Below are 21,496 nucleotides of genomic sequence, written 5' to 3'. Positions count from 1 at the left end.
GCGTTGCGGACCTGTAGGGCCCGCGCTTCGATGGGCACTGGGTCCTGTGGGAACGCGCGATTCCACGCCCGATGGGCATTGATTCTGTCGATGCTGCGTGGGCAATCGGCGCGCTCCGACAACACCCGCATTCGTCGGGCCGGGTTTGGCCGCGTATCGCGGACGGTCAGGATGAGGCCTCGGATGCTCCACGGCGCTTGGATCGCCGGTGGAGGACGGCGGCTGCGGCAATGGCGGCGGCGAGGGCTGCGGCGATTGCGGCGGTGATCAGGCCGACGCCCGCGGGGTGGGTGGTTTGTGTCAGCGGGGCGGCGGATGCCGGCGGTGGAGGGGCCTGCGGGGTGGTTGCGACGGCGGAGGCGTCCGTTCCCGACGGGGTGGTGGCGGCGGAGGCGGTGGTTGCGACGGCGGAGGCGTCCGTTCCCGGCGGGGTGGTGGCCGGGTTTGCGGAGGATGAGGCCGGGGCGGTGGGGGCCGGGGTGGGGGAGGTTTTCGCGGGGGTGACCTCGAAGGGGGCGACGGTGTTGTCCTGGCCGGCGTTCAGGGTGCAGGGGACGTCGACCCGGCCGGGCCCGGCCAGGTTGCCGTCGGCGTCCTTGGGCACGAGGTGGAGGGTGAAGTTGCCGGTGGTCACGCGTCCGGTGCCGGGGCGGGTGAAGGAGAGTCGGGGCGCGTTGCCGGTGGCGGGGATCTCGAAGGAACCGGAGGCGGGGACCGCGGTGCGGGTGATGGTGAGGTGGACGGGGACGGCGGTCTCGTCCTGCGGGGCGCGGACGCGGGTCTCGGCGTCGACCGAGCCTTCGATGGTGCGCACCCCGAGGACGTAGCGCAGGCCGAGGGTGAAGGAGGCCTCGACGGTGGCGGCCGCCTGGATGGCGAACGCCGGGCTGGACTCGCCGGCCGGCAGGGTGGCCGGGATGTCCGCGGAGATCCTGGCGGTGATGGCCTGTCCGCCGATGGTCGGGAAGACGCAGGTGTAGTGCAGGGTGGGGGCGGCGGGCCGGGCGGCTGCGGGGGCGGTGGCGACGGCGCCGACGAGGACGGTTGCGGCAACGGCCGCGCGCCGGGCGCGCCCGCTCGGGCGGTGCGTACGGGGTTCGGCGTTCATCGTGCCCCTTCCGTCGAGTGGTCGCGCCTGCTCTGTTCGCGGTCGTGGCGCTGCTGGTGGCTGCGGCTCAGGTGGTTCTGGATCCAGGCGTGGCGGAACTGGTAGACCGCGCCGACCTGGCGGAGCACGCCGCGTTGGTGGGCGTCGTCCAGGAAGGCGATCAGCGCCCAGGGCAGTTGCCCGGTGAGCGGCAGCCAGATGCGGGCCAGTGCCACCCACTGGCCCCAGGCGGTCAGGCTGAGTCCGTAGCCGAGCCCGGCGCCGAACGCGCCTTCCAGCCCGAACACCAGGCCGACCTCGAAGCCGCGCAGCGGCCCGTACACGATGCCGTTGACCAGACCGACGCCGATGCCGAGGACGAGCGCCCAGGTGAGCAGGTGGTAGGCGACGTTGCGGCGGTCGATGTGCAGCAGGTCGGCGGGACTGACCACGGATTCGGTGCGGACCGGGGCCTCGAACAGGGCGATCAGGCTGAAGACCAGCCCGATCGAGAGGGCGATCGGCACAACGAACACAAGCCCGGCGGCGAGGCCGGCACCCTGTCCGTCGGCGAGGCCGAGCGGGGCCACAAGGCCTTCGTCGACCAGGATGAGCAGTGCCATGCCGGCCGCTCCACCGCCCAGGCCGATCAGGAAACGGATGCGGGCGTTGCGGCGGGTCAGCGGGGTGCCGATGCCGAGCCGCATGCGGACCGGCGAGGGTCTGAGGGCGGCGCGGGCGGAGGCGTGCCAGTAGACGAGTCCGAAGAGTGTGCCGGCGGCGAGGCCGTGCAGGACGCCGACCAGCAGGCCGCGGACGACGGCGAACCGGAGGCTGTGCGTGGTGGCGACCAGGTCGACGGGGAGGTTGCCGATCGCGGTGGTGACGCCGAAGGCGATGCCGGCCAGGACGGCGATGATCACGGTGCGGGAGAGGCGGCTCATGCCGGTGCCGACCTCCCACCAGGTGAGGTCCTGCCGTTCGCGGCCGAGCCGGGTCAGGTGGTCGGCGAGGTGGCCGAGCCAGCGTTCGGCGCGTTCCGCGTCCCACGATCCGGGTCGGCGGTGGGCGGTGTCGAGGCGTTCGGTGGGACGGGGGCGGTAGACGGCGGGGACGAACCCGGCCAGCAGGTGTTCCTCGATTGCCTCGGGGTCGGGGAAGCGGGCGGTGTCCAGGAGTTCGCCCGGCCGCCGTTCGGGGTGGTCGCTGTACATGGTGCGGGCGAGGGCGATCATCAGCGGGGTGCGCAGCGCGGCGGCGAGGTTGGCGCGGCCGGCGCTCTCCGCTGTCCGGGCGGGGTCGAGGACGGCCTCCCAGGTCGCGCCCTGCCCGTCGGTGTCGGCGGGCCCGGGGAAGGCCGGGTCGGTCCGGGGCAGGTAGCCGCGCAGGTCGTCGAGGTCGAGGTCGCGCAGTTCCAGGACGACGGCGGCGGCCAGCGGGGCGTGCGCCTTTCGGACGGCGGCGGTGAACTCGGCGTGGCGGCTGGTCAGGACGAGCGGCAGCTGGGAGAGGTTGAGTGCTTCGAGGGCCGGGGCGCGCAGGTCTTCGGCGAGTTCGTCGAACCCGTCGAGGACGGGGAGGACGAGGTCGTCGTCGAGAAGGTCCGCGGCCAGTGTCTTGCCGCTGGGGACCCGCCGGGCCAGGTGCGGGTAGTCGCGCAGCAGCCGGGCGATCAGCCAGTCGCGCAGGGCCACGGTGGTCGGGTCCCAGGCGCCGAGGCTGAAGATCACCGGCACCCGTTCGTTGCGGGTGCGGGCGTCCAGCAGGTCGAGGGCGAACCGGACCGCCAGGATCGACTTGCCCGATCCGGCCCGGCCGAGGACCACCAGCCGGCCCGACGGCACGCGCCGGTAGATCTCGGCGACCCGCCGCAGGTCGCCGCTGAGGTCCGGTTCGGTGCGGGCCTCGCCGGGGGCCAGCAGGTGGGCGTTCGCCGACTGGTCGGCCACCCCGGCCGACACCTGCTGCCAGCGCACCGGCAGTGCGAACGGGTGGTGCACCCGGTGCTGGGCCTCCTCGCGGCGCCAGCGCTGTCGGCTCTCGCGGGCCAGTTCCTCGGCGGCGTCGGCGAGCGGGCCGTGGTCCCGGGGCGGCGGCGGTGGTTCCGGTGGGGGCACCGGGGCTTCCGGGACGGTGCCGCCGCTGAGGGCGCTCAGCCGGCGCCGGTCCTCGGGGCCGGCGTCGAGCGCGTCCGCGATGCAGTTGATGGTGCCGAGCCGGTGGTCGAAGGGCCGGTCGGTCTCGATCCGGCGGACGGTGCTCTCGCCGAGTCCAGCCCGCTCGGCGAGCTGGAACTGCGTCAGACCGGCCTGCTTCCGTAACTGCCGCAGCAGTGCCCCGAGCGTCTCCGCCACGACCCGCCCTTCCCCCGAAGATTCGAAAGAACAGAGGCGAAGCCTACCGCTGGTGACCGGTCACATATGACCGGCGCTGTGACCTGTGCATTTGTCTGACGCGACGCCAGCATCGGTGGTGCGGACAGTGGTTCCGCGGTCCCCGGCGCACCTCGTTGCGCGGCCCGGGCCGCCCCGTCCGCGACACCAGTTGCGTGAACTTGAGGGAGGCGGTGTTTGCGATGGCGGAGGCGAAGGGCGTCCTGTTGCCGGCCTACGTGGTGGCCGACGAGTCGGGCTCGATGGCCCCGTACCAGCGTGAGCTGGGGGACGGGGTGGCGTCGCTGTGCGAGGGGCTGAGGGCGGAGCCGATGGTCGCGGCCAAGCTCCGGCTGGCCGTGCTGGGCTTCTCCGACGACGTCCAGGTTCGGCTCGCGGTGGCCGACATGCGCACCGAGACCACGGTGCCCCGGCTGGTGATCCGCGGGGTGACCAACTACCGGGCCGTCTTCGAGGACCTGCTGCAGCGGATCCCCGGCGACGTGAAGTGGCTGCGCGGAGAGGGCTACCGGGTGCACCGCCCGGTGGTCTTCCTGCTCAGCGACGGCCAGCCCACCGACGGATCGTCCTGGCACGCGCCGCACGCGGAGCTGACCGACCGGGACCGCACGCCGACCGCGCCGAACATCATCGCCTGCGGTCTCGGCGACGCCCGGGCGCAGACCATGGTCGACGTCGCGACCCGCCCCGAGTTCGCCTTCCTCGCCAAGTCCGGAACCGACGTCGGCCGGGCGATCTCGGAGTTCTTCCACTCGCTCACCATGAGCCTGGTGGCCTCCGGACACGCCCTGAACTCGGCCAACCCGCAGCTGGTGGTGAACCGGCCCGACCAGTTCACCATGGCCATCGACGAGGTCGGCCGGTGACGCCCGCCCGCCGGGGCGACCCGGACCCCGTGCCGCCGGCAGCGCCCCCGAGGCCCGCCGGGCCGCCCCCGGCGACCGGGCCGGACCCTGTGCCGTGGCAGCGGATCACCGTGGACGTGCCGGGCCTGGAGTTCGAGGCCCGGCCGCCCAGCCAGTACGCCTTCGACTTCCCCGACAGCGAGTGCGAGGGCTGGTCCACCGACCGGCTCACCCTGCGGTTCGCCTCCGTCCGCGGCGCCAAGCACCGCTACTACCGGCAGCCGCGCCAGGACGCGGCGCGCGCCGCCGTGCACGAGGCCACCGGCAGCATCGTCTTCGCGGTCGCCGACGGCGTATCCAGCGCCGCCGAGTCCCACCAGGGCGCCGTCGAGGCGTGCCGGGCCGCCGTCGAACGCATCCTGCACCTGCTCGACCGGGGCGCTGAGCGGCTGGACGGAGCCGACGTCGCGGCCCACGCCGCGGAACGACTGCGGGAACTGGCGCGGTGGCGGCTCGGCGTCCCCGCACCCGAACGTGCCGAGGTGGCCAGGCTGTACGCGACCACCCTGGTGGCCGGGGCGGTCCGTGCCGCGGGCGACGCCCTGGAGGCCGAAGTGTTCCGGGTCGGCGACTCCGGGGCGTGGCTCCTCGACCGGGCCGGCGGCGGCTATCACCCGCTGTTCGGCGGCAAGGCCGTACCGGGCACGCCGCTGGTCAGCAACGAGGTCTCCCCGCTTCCCCTGGTCCCCGACCGGCCGGAGACCGCTGTCGGACGGCTGGCCGAGCCATGGACGCTGCTGGTCGCCACGGACGGGTTCGGCGACCCGCTCGGCGAGGGCGACGGCCGGGTCGGGGAGCTGTTCGCCCGCCAGCTCGCGTCGCCGCCGCCGCCATTGTGGCTCGGCCACGTGCTGGACTTCACCCGGGAGACCTTCGACGACGACCGCACCCTGCTGGCGATCTGGCCCCGAGCCGAGGGAGCGAGGTGAGCGCGCGGCCGGCCGCCCCGGTCGAGTTCGCCACGCTGACCCTGGACGGGGAACTCGGCCGAGGAGGCCAGGGATCGGTCCACCGGGTGCGCAACAAGCGCATCAACGAGTCGGCGACCGACGGCGGTTGGGAGGTCGTCTACAAGGAGTACGCCCCCGCGGTGCTGCCGCAGGTGGACGCCGCCGCGCTGGCCGCCGCGGTCGCGCTGCCCGGGCGGCTGACCGGCGAACAGGGGCGCTGGCTGTGCGAGAAGACCGCCTGGCCGGCCGCCGTGGTCCGGCGCGGCGGACAGACGTGCGGGTTCCTGATGCGGGCCGTCCCCGACCGCTTCCACTTCACGCTCCGGACCCTGGCGACCGGCAACCAGGGCCCGCCCCGGCTCGCCACCCTGGAGTACCTCCTCAACGAGGACGCCTACATCACCGGGATCGGACTGACCGTCACCGACCGGGACCGACTGCTGCTGCTCGCCGACCTCGCGACCACCCTCGACCGGCTGCACCGCTTCGGCGTCGCCGTCGGCGACCTCTCGCCGAAGAACCTGCTCTTCACCCTCACACCGCAGCCCGAGTGCTTCCTCATCGACTGCGACGCGGCCCGCACCGACGGTGCAACGGTGCTGCCGCAGGCCGAAACCCCGGACTGGCACGTCCCCGCCGGCGAGGAACGGGCGACCCGGCACAGCGACACCTACAAGCTCGCCCTTCTCGCCGTCCGCCTCTTCGCCCGCGACCAGGCCTCGACCGACCCGGCCACGCTGGCGGCGATCGACCCGGCCCTCGGCGCCCTGGCCCGTGCCTCGCTCGGGACGGACCCGGCCGCCCGGCCGACGCCCGCCGCCTGGGCCGAGCAACTGGCCTCGGCGTCCGGCAAGTTGAAGCCCGGCCCCGGGCCGAAAGCCGCCGGAAAAGCGAAGCCGGCCGGGGGAGCGAAGCCGAAGCCGCCGACCGGGCCGGCTGCCCCGCGACCGCACGTCAACAGCGGAGCGGGTTCGACGGGTTCGGCAGCGGGTGGCGCGGGAGCCGGCAGCACGGCGGCCGGGGTCGGCAAGGTACTCGCCGCCGTGGCCGCCGTCGTGGCACTGCTGCTGTTCGTGGCCCACCGCGACGACTCCCACCCGGCCGACGCCCGCTCGGCCGCCGACAGCCACCCGCTTACTGTCAGCCACCCGCCGCGCCCCGCCAGCAGTTCGTACCAGACCCCGCAGCCCGATCCGACCCTCAGCAGCACCCGCCCAAGCACCCCGACACCGACACCCACACCCACACCCACCCCGAGCCCGAGTCCGACCGATCCGGTCGCCACCGCGGGCGTCGGCGACTGCTTCTTCGACACCGGGACCAACGGTCACGCCGACCTCACCCCGACCACCTGCACCACCGGGACGTTCAAGGTCGTCCGGACCAACGAGGGCAGCACCGACCTGGACGGCTGCGCCAACGTGCCCGGCAACGACGAGAGCGTCAGCTCCAAGCGCTACTCGCGGGTCCTGTGCCTCAGCTACCAGAGCCCGGGCGGGGACTCCTACCACGCCCGCCAGGGCGACTGCGTCTTCGGGCCGCACGGCACGGGCCCGTGGTCGCTGCTGTCCTGCCGGACCGGCGCCTTCAAGGTCCTCGCCGTCTACCGCGGCACCAGCGACCACTCCAAGTGCGACAACTGGCCCCACTACAACCAGTGGCGGACCGTCTCCGGCCCCAAGGGCGCCGACCAAGACGTCCTGCAGTGCCTGTCCATGGTGTTCCCCGACGACGCGGGCTACGCCACCGTCCGCGAATGCCTGTCCAAGTCGGGCTCCACCTTCACCAACGTCGGCAGCTGCGACCGCTCCAACGTCTACGTCACCGGACGCACCAGCACACCGAACCAGCCCTCGTTCTGCGGCCAGGACGCCTCCACCTACTGGCGCTCCAACGAGTTCCCCGACCTCGGCTACACCGTCTGCTGGCGCTGGCGCTGACCCCGCCGCGCGGCGACCGATCCACCATCCCACCGACAGAGTTCAAGGATCCGACATGGCATACCGCTACCGGTGCGGCGAGTGCGGCTTCAAGACCTCCTGGGGCACCGAGTCCCAGGGCGAGCGGGCGCAGATCGCGCACTACACCGACCGCCACCCCGGCCTGTACCCCGGCGGAACGGTCGAGGCCAACACCAAGAACCCGGAGGGCGGCATCGGCTGCCTCGGCGTCCTCGCCGTGCTGTTCCTGCTGTTCGTCCTCGCCGTCTCGTGCCACCGATGAACGGCGCCGACCCGAACACCGCGACCAAGAGGACGTCATGACGAAGCACTACTGGAACCAGGACCCGGCCACACCGGCACCGCCCACCTGGCAGCAGACGCCACGCGCGGTGCCGCCCCAGCTCGGCCGCAGCGGCGGCGCGGCGCCGTCCGTGCCCGCGCAACCGGCTGCCGGGCCGGGCGCGCAGCCGCCGGCCGCATCGGTGCCGCCACCTGTGGCGCGGTCATCGCGCCGCGGAGTCGGGGTGCTGCGCCACTGGCGGCTGCTGGTGGCCGCAGTCGTGCCCTGTCTCCTGCTGGCCGGCACCGGGTGGTGGTTCTGGCCGCAACCGCCGACGGGCCTCCCCCCGCACATCGCCGAGGGGACCGTCCAGGCGAACCTGCTCAGCGCCGACAGCGTCAGCAAACTGGCCGGAACGACGGTGGTGGCCGGGCCCCAGTCGAACCGGCCGCACGCCCCGCTCGCCGTGGCTCCGTCGGAATGCGCTGTCGCCGCCGGACCGACGACACAGTCGGTCTACGGGCAAACGTGGAAGGCGTTCCTGTCGGCGACCTACCAGGACGTCACAGGCTCGGGCAGCTACACCGTCAGCCAGGTGATCGGCGTGTTCCCGGACAGCGAGAAGGCGACCGCGGCCTTTCGCACGCTCAGCGACGGCCTCACCAAGTGCCCGTCCTCGACACTCACCGACCAGGCCGGACGCACGTCGAAGTGGACCTACACGGCGCACCCCGCCACCGAGGACGCGGTGGCGTGGACCGCGACGCAGGGCGACACCGCGAACTGGGCCTGCTACCACCAGGCCCGGGTGAAGGACACGAGCCTGATACAGGCCTCCGTCTGCCAGGCCGGTGACGGCGGGCCAACCGTCTTCACGGTCGCCGACGAGCTCACCGGCAAGGTGACCGGATGACCGCGCCCTCGCGCACGACAGCCGCGCGCCGCCGTCGGACGCTGCCCCGGATCCTGCACCTCCTGCTGATGGCGCTCCTGGCACCGATCGTCGCCGCGGGAGTGCAGACGATCGCGGCATCCGATGCCGTGGCGGTGACGGCACAGGCGGGCACGCTCGCCCCCGTTCCGCTGGTGGCGCCCCGGGGTTTCGAAGCCGCCCTGGCGACCCTGCTGGTGGAGATCGAGGACGCGAACCGGCAGGCCGCGGAGCTGGCGCAGCAGGGGAAGGACGTGGTCGCCGAGGCAGAGCGGATCACGAAGGAGTCCGCCGCCATTCGCGACAGCAAGGCGGCGCTCAACGCCAGGGTCGCCGCGGTGAACCAGGAGATCAGCGGCCACAACGGGCGCGCGAAGGCGGTGGACGACGAGATCGCCGCCCACAACGCCAAGCAGCACACGTTCCAGATGCCCGCGGAGGCGGACGCGGCCGCCGCCTACGACGCGGACGCGCGCCAACTGGAGGCCAAGAAAAACCAGGAGAACGCCGTGGAGGACAAGATCCAGGGCGAAGAGAGCCAGATCCGGCAGGAGGCCTCCCAGGTCGACGCCAGGTCCTCCCAGCTCGACGCCGCCTCCAAGGCCAACGACACGAAGGCCGCCAATCTCAAGACGAAGGAACAGCAGCTCCAGTCCCGGGGCCGGCAACTGCTCGCGCAGATGGCGCAGGCGATCCAGAGCTTCGTCTCCGTCCCGTCGAACCCGGCGGCCGCCATGAACCAGGGCGGGGACGCGCCCGCTCCGGCCCCGCAAGCCGGCAACCGGTCGGCCGGCCAGGACGAGGACACCGGCGACAGCCCCTACCGCCAGCCCCGGGCCGCCGCGCTGACGCAGTACGCGAAGCAGCACGGCACCACCGTCGACGCGCGCCCGGGCACGGCGTACCTGACGCCCGACGCCGTCCGACGGCTCTCCCCGGCACAGGCGGCCGCCCTGAGCAGCCCTGCCATCGGCTACGACGGCCTGGTCCGCAAGCCGAACGGCCACTACACGGCGGTACAGGTGCGCGCTCCGGCCACCGCCGACGCTCCGGCCACCGCACCGGCCCCCGGGGCCCTCGGCTCCGGCGGTCTGGTCACGTACCACAACGGCGAACAGCTCACCGTCGACGAGGTCACGACGGTGGACGAAGCCCCCGCCGCCCCGGAGTCGGCCCCGGGCAGCAGCAACCCGGCCTCCGGGGCCTTCCCCGGGACCGCCGCGGGACACGGTGACCCGGCCCCCGTGGGGAACGGCGACCGGAGGGTCAGCGCCTGCAAGGACCTGAAGCCCTCGGGTGCCACGGACCTGGACGGCGGAGGATGGGTCGACTACCTGCCGTCGGACGACCAGGGCCGCAACCGGGGAGTCCGGGCCTGTCTCCAGGGGAAACCCGACTCGAAGAACAGGGGCCAGAAAGCGGCCGGCACCATCCGGGGCTGGAAGGACGCCGAAGCGCGGGCCAGCGCCCTCGGGTTCGCCCCGGACCAGACCATCGCCCGTTGCCACTCCGTGCCGAAGATGGCTGGCGGAACGGCGGACGAGCGGAACCTGACGCCGTGTTTCCAGCTGGGGGCCAATATCAACCAGGCGACCGGCGGCACCATCACCAACAGCATGCGGAGCTTCGAGACCAGGGCCGGGAAAAGCATGGACGGGGGCTGTGTGCTGTACAGCGTGCGTCCGCAGTACAGCAGCACCGGCAGCACCAAAACCATTCCGTACAAGTGGTACATGGCGCTCTACGCGTGGGACGCCACCACCGGGGCGTACCGGGACTTCGCGTCGACGGCGGTGGAGAACGCCAGGTACGGCCCGGCCGGACTCGTGAACCTCGGAAAATAGCCTCCGGCGAGAGCTGGCGGCCGACAGGAGTGGACATGGATGTCGAGGAGATGCTGGACCGGTTGGGCGCGCTGATCGGGCCGCCGCCGGAGGGCGGGGTGGTGCCGGCCCGGCGGGGTGCAGGAGGTCGGCAACGGCCGCTCCTACCGCCCCCGGGGCGACTGGGCGAAGCAGCTGTGGCAGTGAACCCGCGAAAATGGTGCGCAGCGCCGCTTCGCGACCGAGGCTGGACGGTGATCCAGGGACCCGGGGGGCGCAACGGTGTACACCAGCCCGTGCGCGCGAGTAAGCGCGAGAGCCAGGACCGACAGCACCGGGACTGCCTGGACAACAGCCCACTACCAGGCCGGACCTGGCGGAGAACGGTGGTGGTCCTCGGCGGACAGCCGCACGCCACCGGAGGTGGTTGCCGCCCTTCACGAAGCCCTTGCCGCCACCCTCGCCTCCAGCCCGGACAGCCTGCTCCGCCCGACCTTCCCCAACGTCGAGGCCCTCAACCACGTGATCGCCTCCGGGTGGGACAACAGCGTCAGCCGCCGCCGCCTGCTCTGCCGGACAGCGCCGGACGGCGAGATGGCCAGCATTTCCCGTTGGATCAAGCCGGGCCACCAGGACACTGACTGGGTGATCAGCGGCGGCAGCGTGGGCCCTGGACAGAAGGAAGGCTGGTACCTGAAGATGCCAGCGACCGGCTGATTTGCCCCGGTCGACGCTGCCCACCCGCCTCCCTGCCAGGCGAAGAGCCTTCTGCTCATCGAACCGGCCGAGGGCCGGGTCCGCCCACCGCCCCGTGGGCCCGTGCCGCTCGGTCGGCAGGGGACGCAACAGCCCGGGTTCTCCCGCCGAGGCAGGAAAACCCGGGCTGTTCGGGTGCGCTTACGCAACCGCCTCGTAGGAGGCACGAAGCAGCGGCATCGCGCGGTCGAGGTCGTCGACGGAACCGACCCGCACCTCCAGGTCACCGGTCCCGTGGTGGCCGATGCCCGAGACGTCGCGCGTGAATCCGGGCTCCAGCTCCACGGACGTCGGAGCCAGACGGAGGTACAGCCGCAGTCCGGTGGAGAGCACCTTCACCGTCACGAAGTTCCGACCCCGGCGGTAGGCGACGTAGTGCTGCAGCTCGACGCTGTGCACGTCCCCGAGATCCAGCAGCCGTCCGTCCAAGTCCGCGTACAGCTCCCGCACAGCTGTCGCCGCGCCGGCCGGCCGCTGGGAGACCGTCGAGCGCGCTGTCGGTACGACGGCAGTGCCCGTACGTGCCGCCCGAGCGCCGGAACCGGCGGTCGAGGCCACCAGGTCGAGCGACAGCAGGCCGTCACCGAAGAGCCGGTACCGGACAAGGTCGATGCGGCGATCGATCTCGCGGACGGCGTGCTGGTCGTACCGGCTGAACTCCGCGGCCACGCAGATGATCCGCGGGCTCGTCCAGTCGACCGACTGGGCGACCTCCGGGCCCAGCTTTTGCGTCACTGCGACTGCCGCACGTAGTTGTCACCGGGGCGCTGCCCCGACCTGCGCAGGTGTCAACTTGGTCTGCTCTGGACGTGCCTAGTTACGGGAGATACTTGTCACTTGGGTACATGATCTTGGGGAGGAAGGAGGTGCCTTCCTCCTGGCTGGTGCGTTCCGTTGCAGCATGCGATCGAAGCGCAGGACGCTGAAACCAGCAGTGGGTGGTCCAGCGCGGCAACATCAAGGCCGAGGACACCCTCGCCTGACTTCAGGCCATCCGGCAGCGGGGCTTCGCGGGACCCTGATCGGTCCAACGAGGGGAGCGCGTCCTCACTTCGAGGGCGCTCTCTCTGGCCGTCGGGGCGGTCGCGGGGTTCGAAGGGAGCAAGGTCCTGGTTGCGTCCAGGGCTGGAGGAATCCGACGCAGCGGAAAAAGTGGTCTCCGCCGGTATGGTGCGCGGATTGCCTCGGCTGTCCCATCCCGGTCCGTGCGCGGCGGTTATGGGTGCTCGGGGTCGAGTGGGCGGCGGGCTTCGGCGATGACGTAGCCGAGTTTGTCGGTGTAGATGGACATGCCGACGGGGAGCAGTTGGTCCATCTGTTGGATGAAGTCCTGGCCGTAGTGGGTGGCGAGGTGTTCGCGTTCGTCGGCGTAGCGGGATCGGATCCAGTGCATGTTCTGCCGGGTCTGGGCGGTGACGTCGTGGACGTTGACGAGTTCGAGGCCGGACTGGGTGATGGCGTCGGCGTAGGTGTCGGCGGTCAGCAGGGTGGAGAAGGCGAATCCCTGGGTGAGGAGGTTCCAGTCGTCGTCGGTCAGGTGGCCGGTTCGGATGAAGTCGGTGAGGACGATCCGTCCCCCGGGCTTGAGGGTGCGGTGGATTTCGCGCAGGACCTGGAGGCGGTCGGGGACGTGGAAGAGCATCTCGATCGCCCAGGCGGCGTCGAAGGTTCCGGATTCGGCGGGCAGGTGCATGGCGTCGGCCCGGACGAAGTCCAGTTGTGGGGACCGGTCGGCGCTGCGGGCTTTCGCGTTGGCCCGGGTGACGTGGGTGGTGCTGATGCTCACTCCGAGGATTCTGGCCCGGGTGTGTGCGGCGAGCCGAAGTGCGGGGTGGCCGGTGCCGCAGCCGACGTCGAGGATGTACTGGTCGTCCTTGGGTTGCAGCAGGTCGATCAGGCGGTCCGTCAGGTGGTTCTGGGCGTGGGGCATGGACGACTTCTCGTCCTCGTCCCAGAGTCCGAAGTGGATGTTCTCTCCGAAGATCGAGTCGAAGAACGCTTCCATCTGGTCGTAGAAGCTGCCCACTGCTTCGCTCGATGCGAGCGGCCGGGTGTTTTGCTGGTCATCCATGGTGACTCCTCTGCGGGTGGTGGTTGCGGTGCGGGTCAGGTGGTCTGCTGGGCCCGGCGCGGGCGGTGGTTGCGGGGCAGGTCATGTTCGTTGTGCTTCCAGGGGTGCGGGGGTCAGGCGCGCGCTGAGGTGGCCCAGGGCCAGCAGGGAGAAGATGTCGGTGAGGACGGGGACGTTGAAGCCGAACGGGCGCGGGCCCACGCAGTCGGGGATACCGGCGATGGACCCGTCGGGGCGCTGCTGGGCGAGCAGGTGGGCGGCCCCGCGGCCTGCGGGCGCGGAGTCGTGGTGGGCGGTGAGGGTGATCAGGGCGTAGGCGGTGCTCAGGGCATCGCTGGGGTCGCCGTCCTGGCGGCCCCAACCGCCGTCGGGGTTCTGGGAGTCGAGCGTCAGGGCGATGGCCCGGCGGGTGATGCTGCGGGCAGGCCCCTCGCGTGGACCGGGTGCGCGGGAGGCGGCGAGTACGGCACGGAACACGGTCTGGTGGCGGCTGCTGCTCCAGTCCGGCGGGAAGGACCCGTCGGGGTGCTGCTGGGTGGCGAGGAATTCCAGGGCCTGGTCGACGGCCGGGCGCCGGCCAGGGCCCTGGGTGCTCAGGGCGTTGGCGGCGGCTGCGGTCATGCAGGCTTCCGAGGGCGCTGCGGCCAGGTAGGTCGGGAAGCCGCCGTCCGGGGCGCGCAGGTCCAGCAGGGCGCTGACGGCGCGGTGGATCGGTCTGCGGTGGGCCTGGGGGCCGGCGAGGTGGAGCAGTTCGATGGCGGCCGAGGTGCAGTCCACGTCGGTGAGCTGGGCGTGTTCGGTGTAGGACCAGCCGCCGCCGTCGTGTTGCAGGTGGCGCAGGCGGCGGGCGACCAGGTCCAGGACGGGGCGTTCGGCGCCTGCGGCGTGCAGGGCCAGTCCGGCGGTGGCGGTGACCCAGGTGTCCTCGTCGCAGATGAACGGGATCCCGCCGTCGGCGCGCTGGTGGGCCAGCGCGGTGCGTATCCCCTCGGCGACCAGCCGGTGGCCGCCGGGCAAGGGGGCCAGGGCGTGGAGCACCGACAGGTGGATGAGCAGGTTTCCCTCCCAGACGCGGCCGGCGCGCTGGGTGGACCGGAGCAGTTCCACCTCGGGTGCCGTGATCTGGTCGGTTGCCTGGTGGGCGTGCGCGAGGATCGCTTTGACGGCGGTGACCTGGACGCGTGCCCAGCTGTGCAGACCGTGGAGTGAGAACGCCTGCGGTGCGGGAGGCACGGGCTGGGGAGCGTCGCCGAGCAGCACCAGGACGGCCTGGAGCAGGGCGCGTTTGCGTTGGCCGGTGAAGTCCGGTGCCAGGGCGATGAACCGGTCCACGTCCAGCAGGTCGGCCTGAACCGGGCGGCCGGCCAGGGCGGCGCGTGCCAGCAGCCGGTCCAGCGGTTCGCGGGAGTCGCGGTGCGCGTCCAGGTAGCCGGCCAGACGGGCGCGGGCCGCGGGCTCCAGACGGGTGCGGTCCAGCAGGACCAGCAGCAGCGCGGACTCCAGGACCCGGCTGCGGCACGGATCGCGCAGCGCACCGTCCGCGCCGAGCCGCTCCTGCAGGCGGGTGCGCAAGGCGGCGGTCGCGCTCGACAGGCCGGTCGGGAAAGCGGCGGCGGGCCAGCGGGGGAGGCTCGCGGGCAGGGGAGCGAGTCGCATCTGGGTCCGTTCCGGTCATCGTCGGGTGCGGGCCCGCGGGTACGGGACCGGCTCGCGGAGGGCGGGGTGTCAGCGCTGGGGCGTCGCGCGGTGAAGGTCGGAGGTGAAGCGGCCGGTGCCGGCGAGCCAGTGCACGGTGGCGGACAGGAACCTCTCCACGAGGTCCACGTAGCGGTGCAGCCGGTGTGCCTGTTCCGGTGTCAGACCGCGGGTCGTGCGCAGGAGTCGGGCGGTGGAGCGGAATCCGCTTTGGCGGTCCTCGACCATGGCGGCGGCCTGCGCCCGGGCCTTCGGCACGGGACAGCGGTGCTGCCGGGCGATGGCGGTGACCAGGTTGTCCTGGCGGGCGGCCTCGTCCTCGCCGCCGGACGCCAGGTCGTTGACCCACCCGGCGATGTCGGCCAACGCCTCCCGCAGGTCCGCGACCCGGGCGTCGATGCGCGGGTCCTGCGGCAGCAGGGCGTGCCCGGTCGCCTCCAGGACGTCCAGCAGGGGCAGCAGGGTGATCGTGCGGCGGCGCAGGTCGATGTAGTCCGCGAGCGGCAGCCGGACCCCCAGGCGCCGCAGCGTCGCCTCCTGCTCGCTGGCGTCCAGGAAGTCGGTGTAGTCGGCGGTGAAGCGCGCCCGCCAGCCGGCGGGCATGCCCGTGGCGGTTCGCCCCCACAACCCGGCCAGAGCCGCCGTGTGCACACCCCCGGCCTGCGGGAACGGCCCGGCTTCGGAGCCCAGGACCCGGCGCAGCGGCGCGGTGAACGCCTCCAGCTCACCGGCCACCGATCCCAGGCCGTGACGGTCGATGCGGTCGTCCACCCAGCAGATGAACACCGCCCACTGGGCCGTGAGCAGCACCTCCGCCGCGCCGCCGTCCGGCAGGGCACGGCCGGCCAGCACCTCCAGACGCATGGCCGCCAGGCGCCGCTCCTGGCGGGCATCGGCCACCAGACCCTCGCGCCGGGCCCAGCGCAGCAACGCCTCGGGCACCGGATCCGAAGACGCCAAGGGCGTGTCACTCATGCGCCGATCTTGTCAGACCGCCGTCAACCGGGATAGATGCCCAATCGGCCCGAGAAGGCCGCGCGCCGGACGCCGACGACAGGGGCGCACTGCGTGAAAACGGGACATCGCCACCCGACTGCCCGTCGGCTTCCGGCCGCATTGCGGCATCTGATGATCCACCGTCAACTCTGCTGTCTACGGTGAGGCGACCGGCAACTCGCGGGTGCACGGACGGCAGCATCCGTCCCCGACGGGCGCGAACCCGATGCACCGGCACCATCCGGCTTCACGGCTGCGGGAAGCCGCTCGACCCGCTGCCGGCCCATCGGACACCACAGCCCGGCACACAGAGGATCACGATGACGCGAACGGTGACGTGGGACAGCGCCCTGGTCCTGGGAGGCGGCTACGCGGGCCTGCTCGCCGCCCGCGTCCTGACCGGCCACTTCCGCCACGTGACGATCCTCGAGCAGGACGCCGCGCCCGGGACGCAGGCCCGGCCCGGCGTCCCCCAGTCCCACCACCCGCACGCCCTGCTCGCGCGCGGCGCCGCCCAGCTGGAGGAGTTCTTCCCCGGCATCAGGGCCGAACTGCTGGCCCGCGGCTGCCCGGTGGCCGACTTCGCCCAGGCCACACGGATCCTGTTCCCCACCGGCTGGGCACCGCGCACCCCGGTCGGGGTCGACGTCCAACTGATGGCCCGCACCGTCCTGGAACAGGCCGTGCGCGAGCGCGTCACAGCCCTGGAGGCCGTAACGGTCCGGGACGCACTGCGCGTCGAACGCCTGCTGTTCAACGGCGGCGGCAACGAAATCGGCGTCGCGGCCCGTCCCCGCCCCCTCGGCCGAGCACCTGGCGGGGAGGGCGACGAGGTGCTCCTGAGCGCGGACCTGGTCGTCGACGCCACCGGCCGCGGCAGCAGACTTCCCCACTGGCTCACCGATGCCGGCCACCAACTGCCCGACAGCCTGGAAGTCGACGCACGGGCCAGCTACGCCTCCCGCCTGTACACCCTCAAGGCCGACCCCGACCGCGACTGGAACGCCTCCTACCAGCCCACCATGGCCCCCACCTCGCCACGCGGCGCCGTCGCCGTCCGCATCGCACCCACCCAGTGGCTCATCGGCCTCATCGGGGCCGCCGGCATCACCCTGCCCGACGACGAGGACGGATTCCGCGCCTACGCCGCCGACCTGCGCAACCCCGACTTCCTGCGGATCATCGACGAAGGCGAACCCGCCGGCCCCATCCACCGCACCCACACCACCATCAACCGCTGGCACCCCTACCACCGGGTCCGCAACTGGCCCGACCGTCTGATCGCCCTGGGCGACTCCGTCTGCGCCTTCAACCCCGTCTACGGCCAGGGCATGACCGTCGCCGCCCTGCAGAGCAGACTCCTGGACAACCACCTCACCCGACACGCCCGCACCGGGCGACTGGACGGCCTGGGCCCCGCGTTCCAACGCGGCGCCGCCGCCCAGGTCCGCAGCCCCTGGCTGCTCAACACCGCCACCGACCGCGCCTGGCAGGACACCACCATGCCCCTGACCAGCCGCCTCGCCACCGGCTACCTCGCCGCCCTCACCGCGCGCCTGCCCCACCACCCCGGCCTGTACCGCCGCTTCGTACGCACCCTGCAGATGCTCGACAGCCCCGCCACCCTCGCCTCCCCCCGCGCCCTGGCCCAACTCGCCTCCCTGCCCTCCATTCCCCGCCACCAGGCAACCTGCACCTGCCCCAATGCCACCCCTTGACCGCGAATCAGCGATACCGAATGCTCCGGGTGTGTCCAGCGGCCGGGGCCCACGCCCGCTCCGCCCGTGCCGCCCGCTCCGCCGTGAGCCCAGCCAGTACATGCCGACTACGACCCAGAGGAGAGACCATGTCCGACACCAACCCCGACCAGACCTCCGACATCGACCCGGCAGCCTCCACCGGAGCCGAGGAGGCGGCCACCTCGCCGACCGGCGCACCGGTGGACCAGTCGCTGGATATCCAGGTTCCGGATTACAAGATCGACGACGTCATCCAGGCAGCAGCCGATTAGCCCGCTCCCCACACCCGAGCGCCGGGCGCGCCCTCGCATTCGGCACGGCCCACCCAGTCACTGGCGTTGAGGAATGGTCTTGGTTTGGCGCTGCTGCGGTGAGGGGTCGCCCGAACGGCAATGTGCCCCAACTGTCAGTCGAAGTGGACGACGGCCTCGCAGGTGGGCACACCCAGCCAGCCCCCGGGGCGGGAACCAACGGCTGCGGGGCCCGCCTGTTCGCTCCCGAGTAGCTCCCGGTCGCCCTCCTTGGCCCAGGCGGCAGCCAGCGTTGCCGCGGGGGCGCCGACCAGGCTCTTGCGGATCACTCGAACGGGTGACATCAGCACTCGGATGTTTCCCTGCTATCGCCCAGGGCAGAGCTGAGCGACAGCAGTCCAACCGAGGATGAGGGGATCAGTCGTGAACGACGACAACCGGCGCTATGTATTTCTGAGCGCAACCTTTCTTTCGAAGCAGTACAAGTCCATTCCTGCCGATGTGCTCGAAAGCTGCATCTTCTTCTTCGGATCAAAGAGGAGCTGGCTCTTCCCGGCAAGCAGAGAAGAAATGCTCGAAGCCAGGAACCTGCCGACCAGGTACCTCGAATTCGATGAGGAATTCAAGTCACTCGTCCTGCACAAAGAAGCGCAGAGGCAAGTCTTCTGGCTGCTGCCCGGGAAGGACTTCAGCAAAGGCTCGGCCTTCCTCGAGGCGATCACGGACCCGGCCAGCAAGAAGGGCTATCGTCCGCTCATCCTGGATGAGAGCTGGTGGCTCGGTGATTTCAACTCCAAGGACGCCAAGTTCTGCAAGGATGCCCGGCTCATCGTCAACAACTTCAAGCAGGGAGAATTTGACTACGACGCGGTGATGGAGCTGCTCTACCAGAGCAATCCAACGCTCGTCCCCACCCTGTACTGGGCGGAGAGCTGACGCTCAGTGGGGATGGTGGCGGGACCGGGATGGACGTGGCTTGGTCAATCACGGACGGAACCGCCGCCACGGTCGGGCTGTGAGTCCGGGATCGCGGAGTGTCTCAGGCCCTGGGTGTCGGTGGCGAGGCCGGCCGGGACCTGCTCGGCGGTCCATCGGGCTTGTGCTTCGCCGGCAGGTGCGTCCGCGAGGGTGGCGGGGAGCGCGTGAGCGGAAGGGGCCAGGTCGAGGCGGGCACCGGGGCTCCGGGCGAGGCGTGAAAACCAGCCACGGGACTACGCTCCGTGAATACCCGGTCACACATGTCATAGATTGTTCTGGGCATGATCAAGGTCCGGGTTCGCTGTGCGGGAGCACGCGACGCGTGTGGGAACGGATGCCGGAAGAACGACTTCAATGGGACTCGGTTGATGGGCGGGTCCGTGAAGTCGCCACCGCTCGGGATCACGGCACCGACAGGTGATCGACTTCCAGGCAGATCAACATCCCCCCGACGACGGGGAGTTCCCGTTGAGGTCGATCCGACAGGCGCGTGGATGAGCCGCGCGAGCGTGCCAAGGTCTCCAAGCAGTACGAATCCAGGAGCACCTGTCCACGGACTCCGCCCACCCTGACGGGCCGTCGTACTTCAACGACCTGGTCGCCGTCGCCAAACTGATCACGATCTCCTGGCCCGCAGCAGTACTCAGCCGACCGAGGACATCACCGATGGACGACGCACTGGCCGAGCACATCACCACGCTTCAGGACCATGCTGCCAGACGGCCCGCCGGCCAGCACGGGCTCACGGTGATCGGACCGCCGCCCACGGCCGCTGCCTGCGGCGCGCTCCTGCTGCGGGCCGAGCAACTGCTCGCCGACCGCAACCCTCAACAGCTCCGCGCGGCCGTCCATCCCCTGGCCGCCGCAGCCGGCGAGCGCGAGCCGCTGAGATTCGCCGGTGTGCTCCGCCGCCAGCCGATGTCCGAGTCCCTCACCCGAGCACTCTCCAGCCAGGACAGGGCCTTCTTGGCAGCCGGGCGCCGCAAGCACGCCCGGGTCCGCCTCCTGGTGCCCTCCCGCGAAGCCACCCACTACACGCGGACCGAGGTCCCCCAGATCATCCCGACAGCCTGGTACGAGCACCATCTCGAAGCCTTCCCCGCCCAGCTGCGAGCTCCCAGCCGCGCCAACGGCAAGCACGTACGGCGAGCCGCAGCGCTGAAGCTCGTCGAGATGACAGCGGGCGGCACCTGGGCCGACTGCGCGGCGAACCTCGACATGCCCCGCGGATACGCCAGCACCTCCCTGGACCTGCTGAGGGAACGCTGCCCAGGCGACGCGACCTGGCAGCGGTTCCAGTCGGGAGTGGAAGCCATCGCCGCCGAACTCGAAGCCGACCCCGACCGAGTCGACTACGCACGCCGCCGCCGCACGTTCTCCGTATGGAGCATCCCCCAGGAGCACTGGTCGGAGCTCATCCACGGACTGGCCGGCAGCCTCGCCCGCGACCAGGTCCGAACAGCGGCCTCCGTTCTCGTGTGGGCACAAGTCACCGAAGGCGAGGCCCAACTGAGCCCGCGGATGCGAGACGGAGGCACCGGCCTGCGGGTACCCGACTACGCCGAGATCGGTCGCGAGATCAACCAGCTCCTCTACCTCACCGTCAGAAGCCAGAGGGTGCTGCGCGAGCGGCTCGCACCGTACGCCGCCCAGGTCGCGGCCAGCTGCGACCACAGCCCACGCTCCACTGCGGATTCGACGCCCGCCGTGCAGTAGACGGCTGTTCGCGAGCCCGCTGCTCCCCGACCCTCCCGACCGTCACGTCGCAGCGTAGCTGGCCTCAGGCCATCAGTCAGTCGGTCTCGCAGAGGGCCCAGGCCTTGGTCTGTCCAAGGCGGGCCTGGGTGACCCACGCCCTGCCGTCCTGGCTGGGCCCGTTGCCGATCAGGGCCTCCCCGTCGAGGATGCCTCCGCCCCTGTTGAGCGCCGGGTACCAGTCGTAGCCGCCGCCGATCAGGTGGGTGCCGTTCGGGCAGGTGGCCCGCGATGTCTTACCGGGGTCGCTCTGGAGCCCGGCGACCACCTGGGTGGTCGTTGCCGCAGCCGTGGTCGCTGTGGCCACCCCGAACACGCCGGCGGCGAGCAACACGCCCGCCATCGTGACTGCGGTACGCAGGCTCTTACTGGTCATCAGGTCTCCTCAGTGGGTTCCGGCTCCTGCCATCGTCCTGATTCCACACGAACCAACTGGGCAACCCGACCGGAAGATTGAACCCGACGCTGCCGGGTTGACGGCACTGGACGACAGGACTCCCCGGCAGTTACCGCTCCGGGAGGCCACGCCGCGGGGTGCCCCCGTCCGCAACCGCCAGAGCACACCGTCGACCACCTGTCGGTGATCACGCCACGGACGGCCACGCCCTTCCGCCTGGCCCGCTAGAAAGGCACCCCAGGATCCCTCCACCCATACACAGTCGGCTACGGCTCGATGCAACGCAGGTACATCGGGTCGTAAACCTTCCTGCCGGGGCAGTGGAACGTTTACGTGTTCTCGCCGGGGCCGGAGAAGGCGACGGCGGTGCAGGGCAGTTCAGTGACCACGCCGCCGCCGGTCTCGGTCAGGTTGATGACCGCCATCCGCGTCGGGCGTGTCCGATCGACACGGCAGGTCGTTGATCTTTGCATTCCACACGCGATGCGCCATCTGCTCGCCCTGACGGCCGCGGCCACCTCCCTCCTGACAGGGGGGGGGGGGGGC

General features: G+C 71.6%; 19 protein-coding genes. 11 read left to right on the top strand and 8 right to left on the bottom strand.

Annotated features, from left to right (window positions below; all coding sequences use genetic code 11):
* Nucleotides 1-166: 166 nt before the first annotated feature.
* Together ACZ6EM_RS00475 and ACZ6EM_RS00470 are read right to left on the bottom strand one after the other, a co-directional pair.
* A complete protein-coding gene (locus tag ACZ6EM_RS00475; protein ID WP_465771271.1) occupies nt 167-1,108 on the bottom strand; it encodes a DUF6801 domain-containing protein in 942 nt (313 codons plus the stop codon).
* Nucleotides 1,105-3,441 (bottom strand): helix-turn-helix transcriptional regulator, encoded by a 2,337-nt coding sequence (locus ACZ6EM_RS00470; protein ID WP_465771270.1) that lies wholly within the window; start codon nt 3,439-3,441, stop codon nt 1,105-1,107. Before ACZ6EM_RS00470 ends, ACZ6EM_RS00475 begins: the two co-directional genes overlap by 4 nt.
* Before the next feature lie 221 nt (nt 3,442-3,662).
* Between ACZ6EM_RS00470 and ACZ6EM_RS00465 the strand changes: the two genes are divergently transcribed.
* The 7 genes from ACZ6EM_RS00465 to ACZ6EM_RS00435 all read left to right on the top strand — a co-directional run bounded on the left by ACZ6EM_RS00465 (nt 3,663) and on the right by ACZ6EM_RS00435 (nt 11,029).
* On the top strand, nt 3,663-4,346 hold the full coding sequence (locus tag ACZ6EM_RS00465; protein ID WP_045306214.1) for a vWA domain-containing protein: 684 nt from the start codon (nt 3,663-3,665) through the stop codon (nt 4,344-4,346).
* Between the two features lie 110 nt (nt 4,347-4,456).
* Nucleotides 4,457-5,314 carry a protein phosphatase 2C domain-containing protein gene (locus ACZ6EM_RS00460; RefSeq protein ID WP_452179695.1) on the top strand — a complete coding sequence of 286 codons (858 nt, stop codon included), beginning with the start codon at nt 4,457-4,459 and terminating at the stop codon, nt 5,312-5,314.
* The gene (locus ACZ6EM_RS00455) at nt 5,311-7,275 is read left to right on the top strand and encodes an LppU/SCO3897 family protein (RefSeq protein WP_465771269.1); all 1,965 of its coding nucleotides are present in this window, start codon (nt 5,311-5,313) and stop codon (nt 7,273-7,275) included. Before ACZ6EM_RS00460 ends, ACZ6EM_RS00455 begins: the two co-directional genes overlap by 4 nt.
* A gap of 55 nt (nt 7,276-7,330) precedes the next feature.
* A complete protein-coding gene (locus ACZ6EM_RS00450; RefSeq protein WP_331768517.1) occupies nt 7,331-7,558 on the top strand; it encodes a hypothetical protein in 228 nt (75 codons plus the stop codon).
* Between the two features lie 109 nt (nt 7,559-7,667).
* The gene (locus ACZ6EM_RS00445; protein ID WP_465771268.1) at nt 7,668-8,471 is read left to right on the top strand and encodes a sensor domain-containing protein; all 804 of its coding nucleotides are present in this window, start codon (nt 7,668-7,670) and stop codon (nt 8,469-8,471) included.
* Nucleotides 8,468-10,333 carry a hypothetical protein gene (locus ACZ6EM_RS00440; protein ID WP_465771267.1) on the top strand — a complete coding sequence of 622 codons (1,866 nt, stop codon included), beginning with the start codon at nt 8,468-8,470 and terminating at the stop codon, nt 10,331-10,333. The genes ACZ6EM_RS00445 and ACZ6EM_RS00440 overlap by 4 nt, the downstream gene beginning before the upstream one ends.
* Nucleotides 10,334-10,594: 261 nt before the next feature.
* Complete coding sequence (locus tag ACZ6EM_RS00435; RefSeq protein WP_465771266.1) at nt 10,595-11,029, top strand: SPDY domain-containing protein; 435 nt, start codon at nt 10,595-10,597, stop codon at nt 11,027-11,029.
* A 180-nt stretch (nt 11,030-11,209) separates the two neighbouring features.
* Here the strand turns inward: ACZ6EM_RS00435 and ACZ6EM_RS00430 are convergent, their stop codons facing one another.
* The 4 genes from ACZ6EM_RS00430 to ACZ6EM_RS00415 form a co-directional block, all read right to left on the bottom strand.
* Nucleotides 11,210-11,803, bottom strand: coding sequence for a DUF5655 domain-containing protein (locus ACZ6EM_RS00430; RefSeq protein ID WP_401045770.1), 594 nt, complete (start codon nt 11,801-11,803; stop codon nt 11,210-11,212).
* 481 nt (nt 11,804-12,284) lie between these two features.
* Entirely contained in the window at nt 12,285-13,139 is an 855-nt protein-coding gene (locus ACZ6EM_RS00425; protein WP_401045768.1) for an SAM-dependent methyltransferase, read from the bottom strand.
* Nucleotides 13,140-13,220: 81 nt separating this feature from the next.
* Entirely contained in the window at nt 13,221-14,795 is a 1,575-nt protein-coding gene (locus tag ACZ6EM_RS00420) for a prenyltransferase/squalene oxidase repeat-containing protein (RefSeq protein WP_465771265.1), read from the bottom strand.
* A gap of 69 nt (nt 14,796-14,864) precedes the next feature.
* A complete protein-coding gene (locus ACZ6EM_RS00415) occupies nt 14,865-15,809 on the bottom strand; it encodes a terpene synthase family protein (RefSeq protein ID WP_401045763.1) in 945 nt (314 codons plus the stop codon).
* 341 nt (nt 15,810-16,150) lie between these two features.
* On the opposite strand from ACZ6EM_RS00415, the gene ACZ6EM_RS00410 reads away from it, so the two are divergent.
* Nucleotides 16,151-17,548 (top strand): FAD-dependent oxidoreductase, encoded by a 1,398-nt coding sequence (locus tag ACZ6EM_RS00410; RefSeq protein ID WP_465771264.1) that lies wholly within the window; start codon nt 16,151-16,153, stop codon nt 17,546-17,548.
* A 128-nt stretch (nt 17,549-17,676) separates the two neighbouring features.
* A complete protein-coding gene (locus ACZ6EM_RS00405) occupies nt 17,677-17,841 on the top strand; it encodes a hypothetical protein (protein WP_401045757.1) in 165 nt (54 codons plus the stop codon).
* A gap of 134 nt (nt 17,842-17,975) precedes the next feature.
* On the opposite strand, the gene ACZ6EM_RS00400 is transcribed toward ACZ6EM_RS00405, so the two are convergent.
* The gene (locus ACZ6EM_RS00400; RefSeq protein ID WP_465771263.1) at nt 17,976-18,164 is read right to left on the bottom strand and encodes a hypothetical protein; all 189 of its coding nucleotides are present in this window, start codon (nt 18,162-18,164) and stop codon (nt 17,976-17,978) included.
* A 79-nt stretch (nt 18,165-18,243) separates the two neighbouring features.
* Here ACZ6EM_RS00400 and ACZ6EM_RS00395 point away from each other — a divergent pair, with 79 nt between their 5' ends.
* Nucleotides 18,244-18,756 carry a hypothetical protein gene (locus tag ACZ6EM_RS00395; protein ID WP_465771262.1) on the top strand — a complete coding sequence of 171 codons (513 nt, stop codon included), beginning with the start codon at nt 18,244-18,246 and terminating at the stop codon, nt 18,754-18,756.
* A gap of 708 nt (nt 18,757-19,464) precedes the next feature.
* On the top strand, nt 19,465-20,514 hold the full coding sequence (locus tag ACZ6EM_RS00390; protein WP_465771261.1) for a hypothetical protein: 1,050 nt from the start codon (nt 19,465-19,467) through the stop codon (nt 20,512-20,514).
* A 76-nt stretch (nt 20,515-20,590) separates the two neighbouring features.
* On the opposite strand, the gene ACZ6EM_RS00385 is transcribed toward ACZ6EM_RS00390, so the two are convergent.
* Nucleotides 20,591-20,929: a hypothetical protein gene (locus ACZ6EM_RS00385; RefSeq protein WP_465771259.1), complete on the bottom strand. Its 339-nt coding sequence runs from the start codon at nt 20,927-20,929 to the stop codon at nt 20,591-20,593.
* Nucleotides 20,930-21,496 lie beyond the last annotated feature (567 nt).

The organism is Kitasatospora sp. NPDC041917 (genome assembly GCF_055589745.1).
This window is presented reverse-complemented; position numbering and strand designations above follow the sequence as displayed.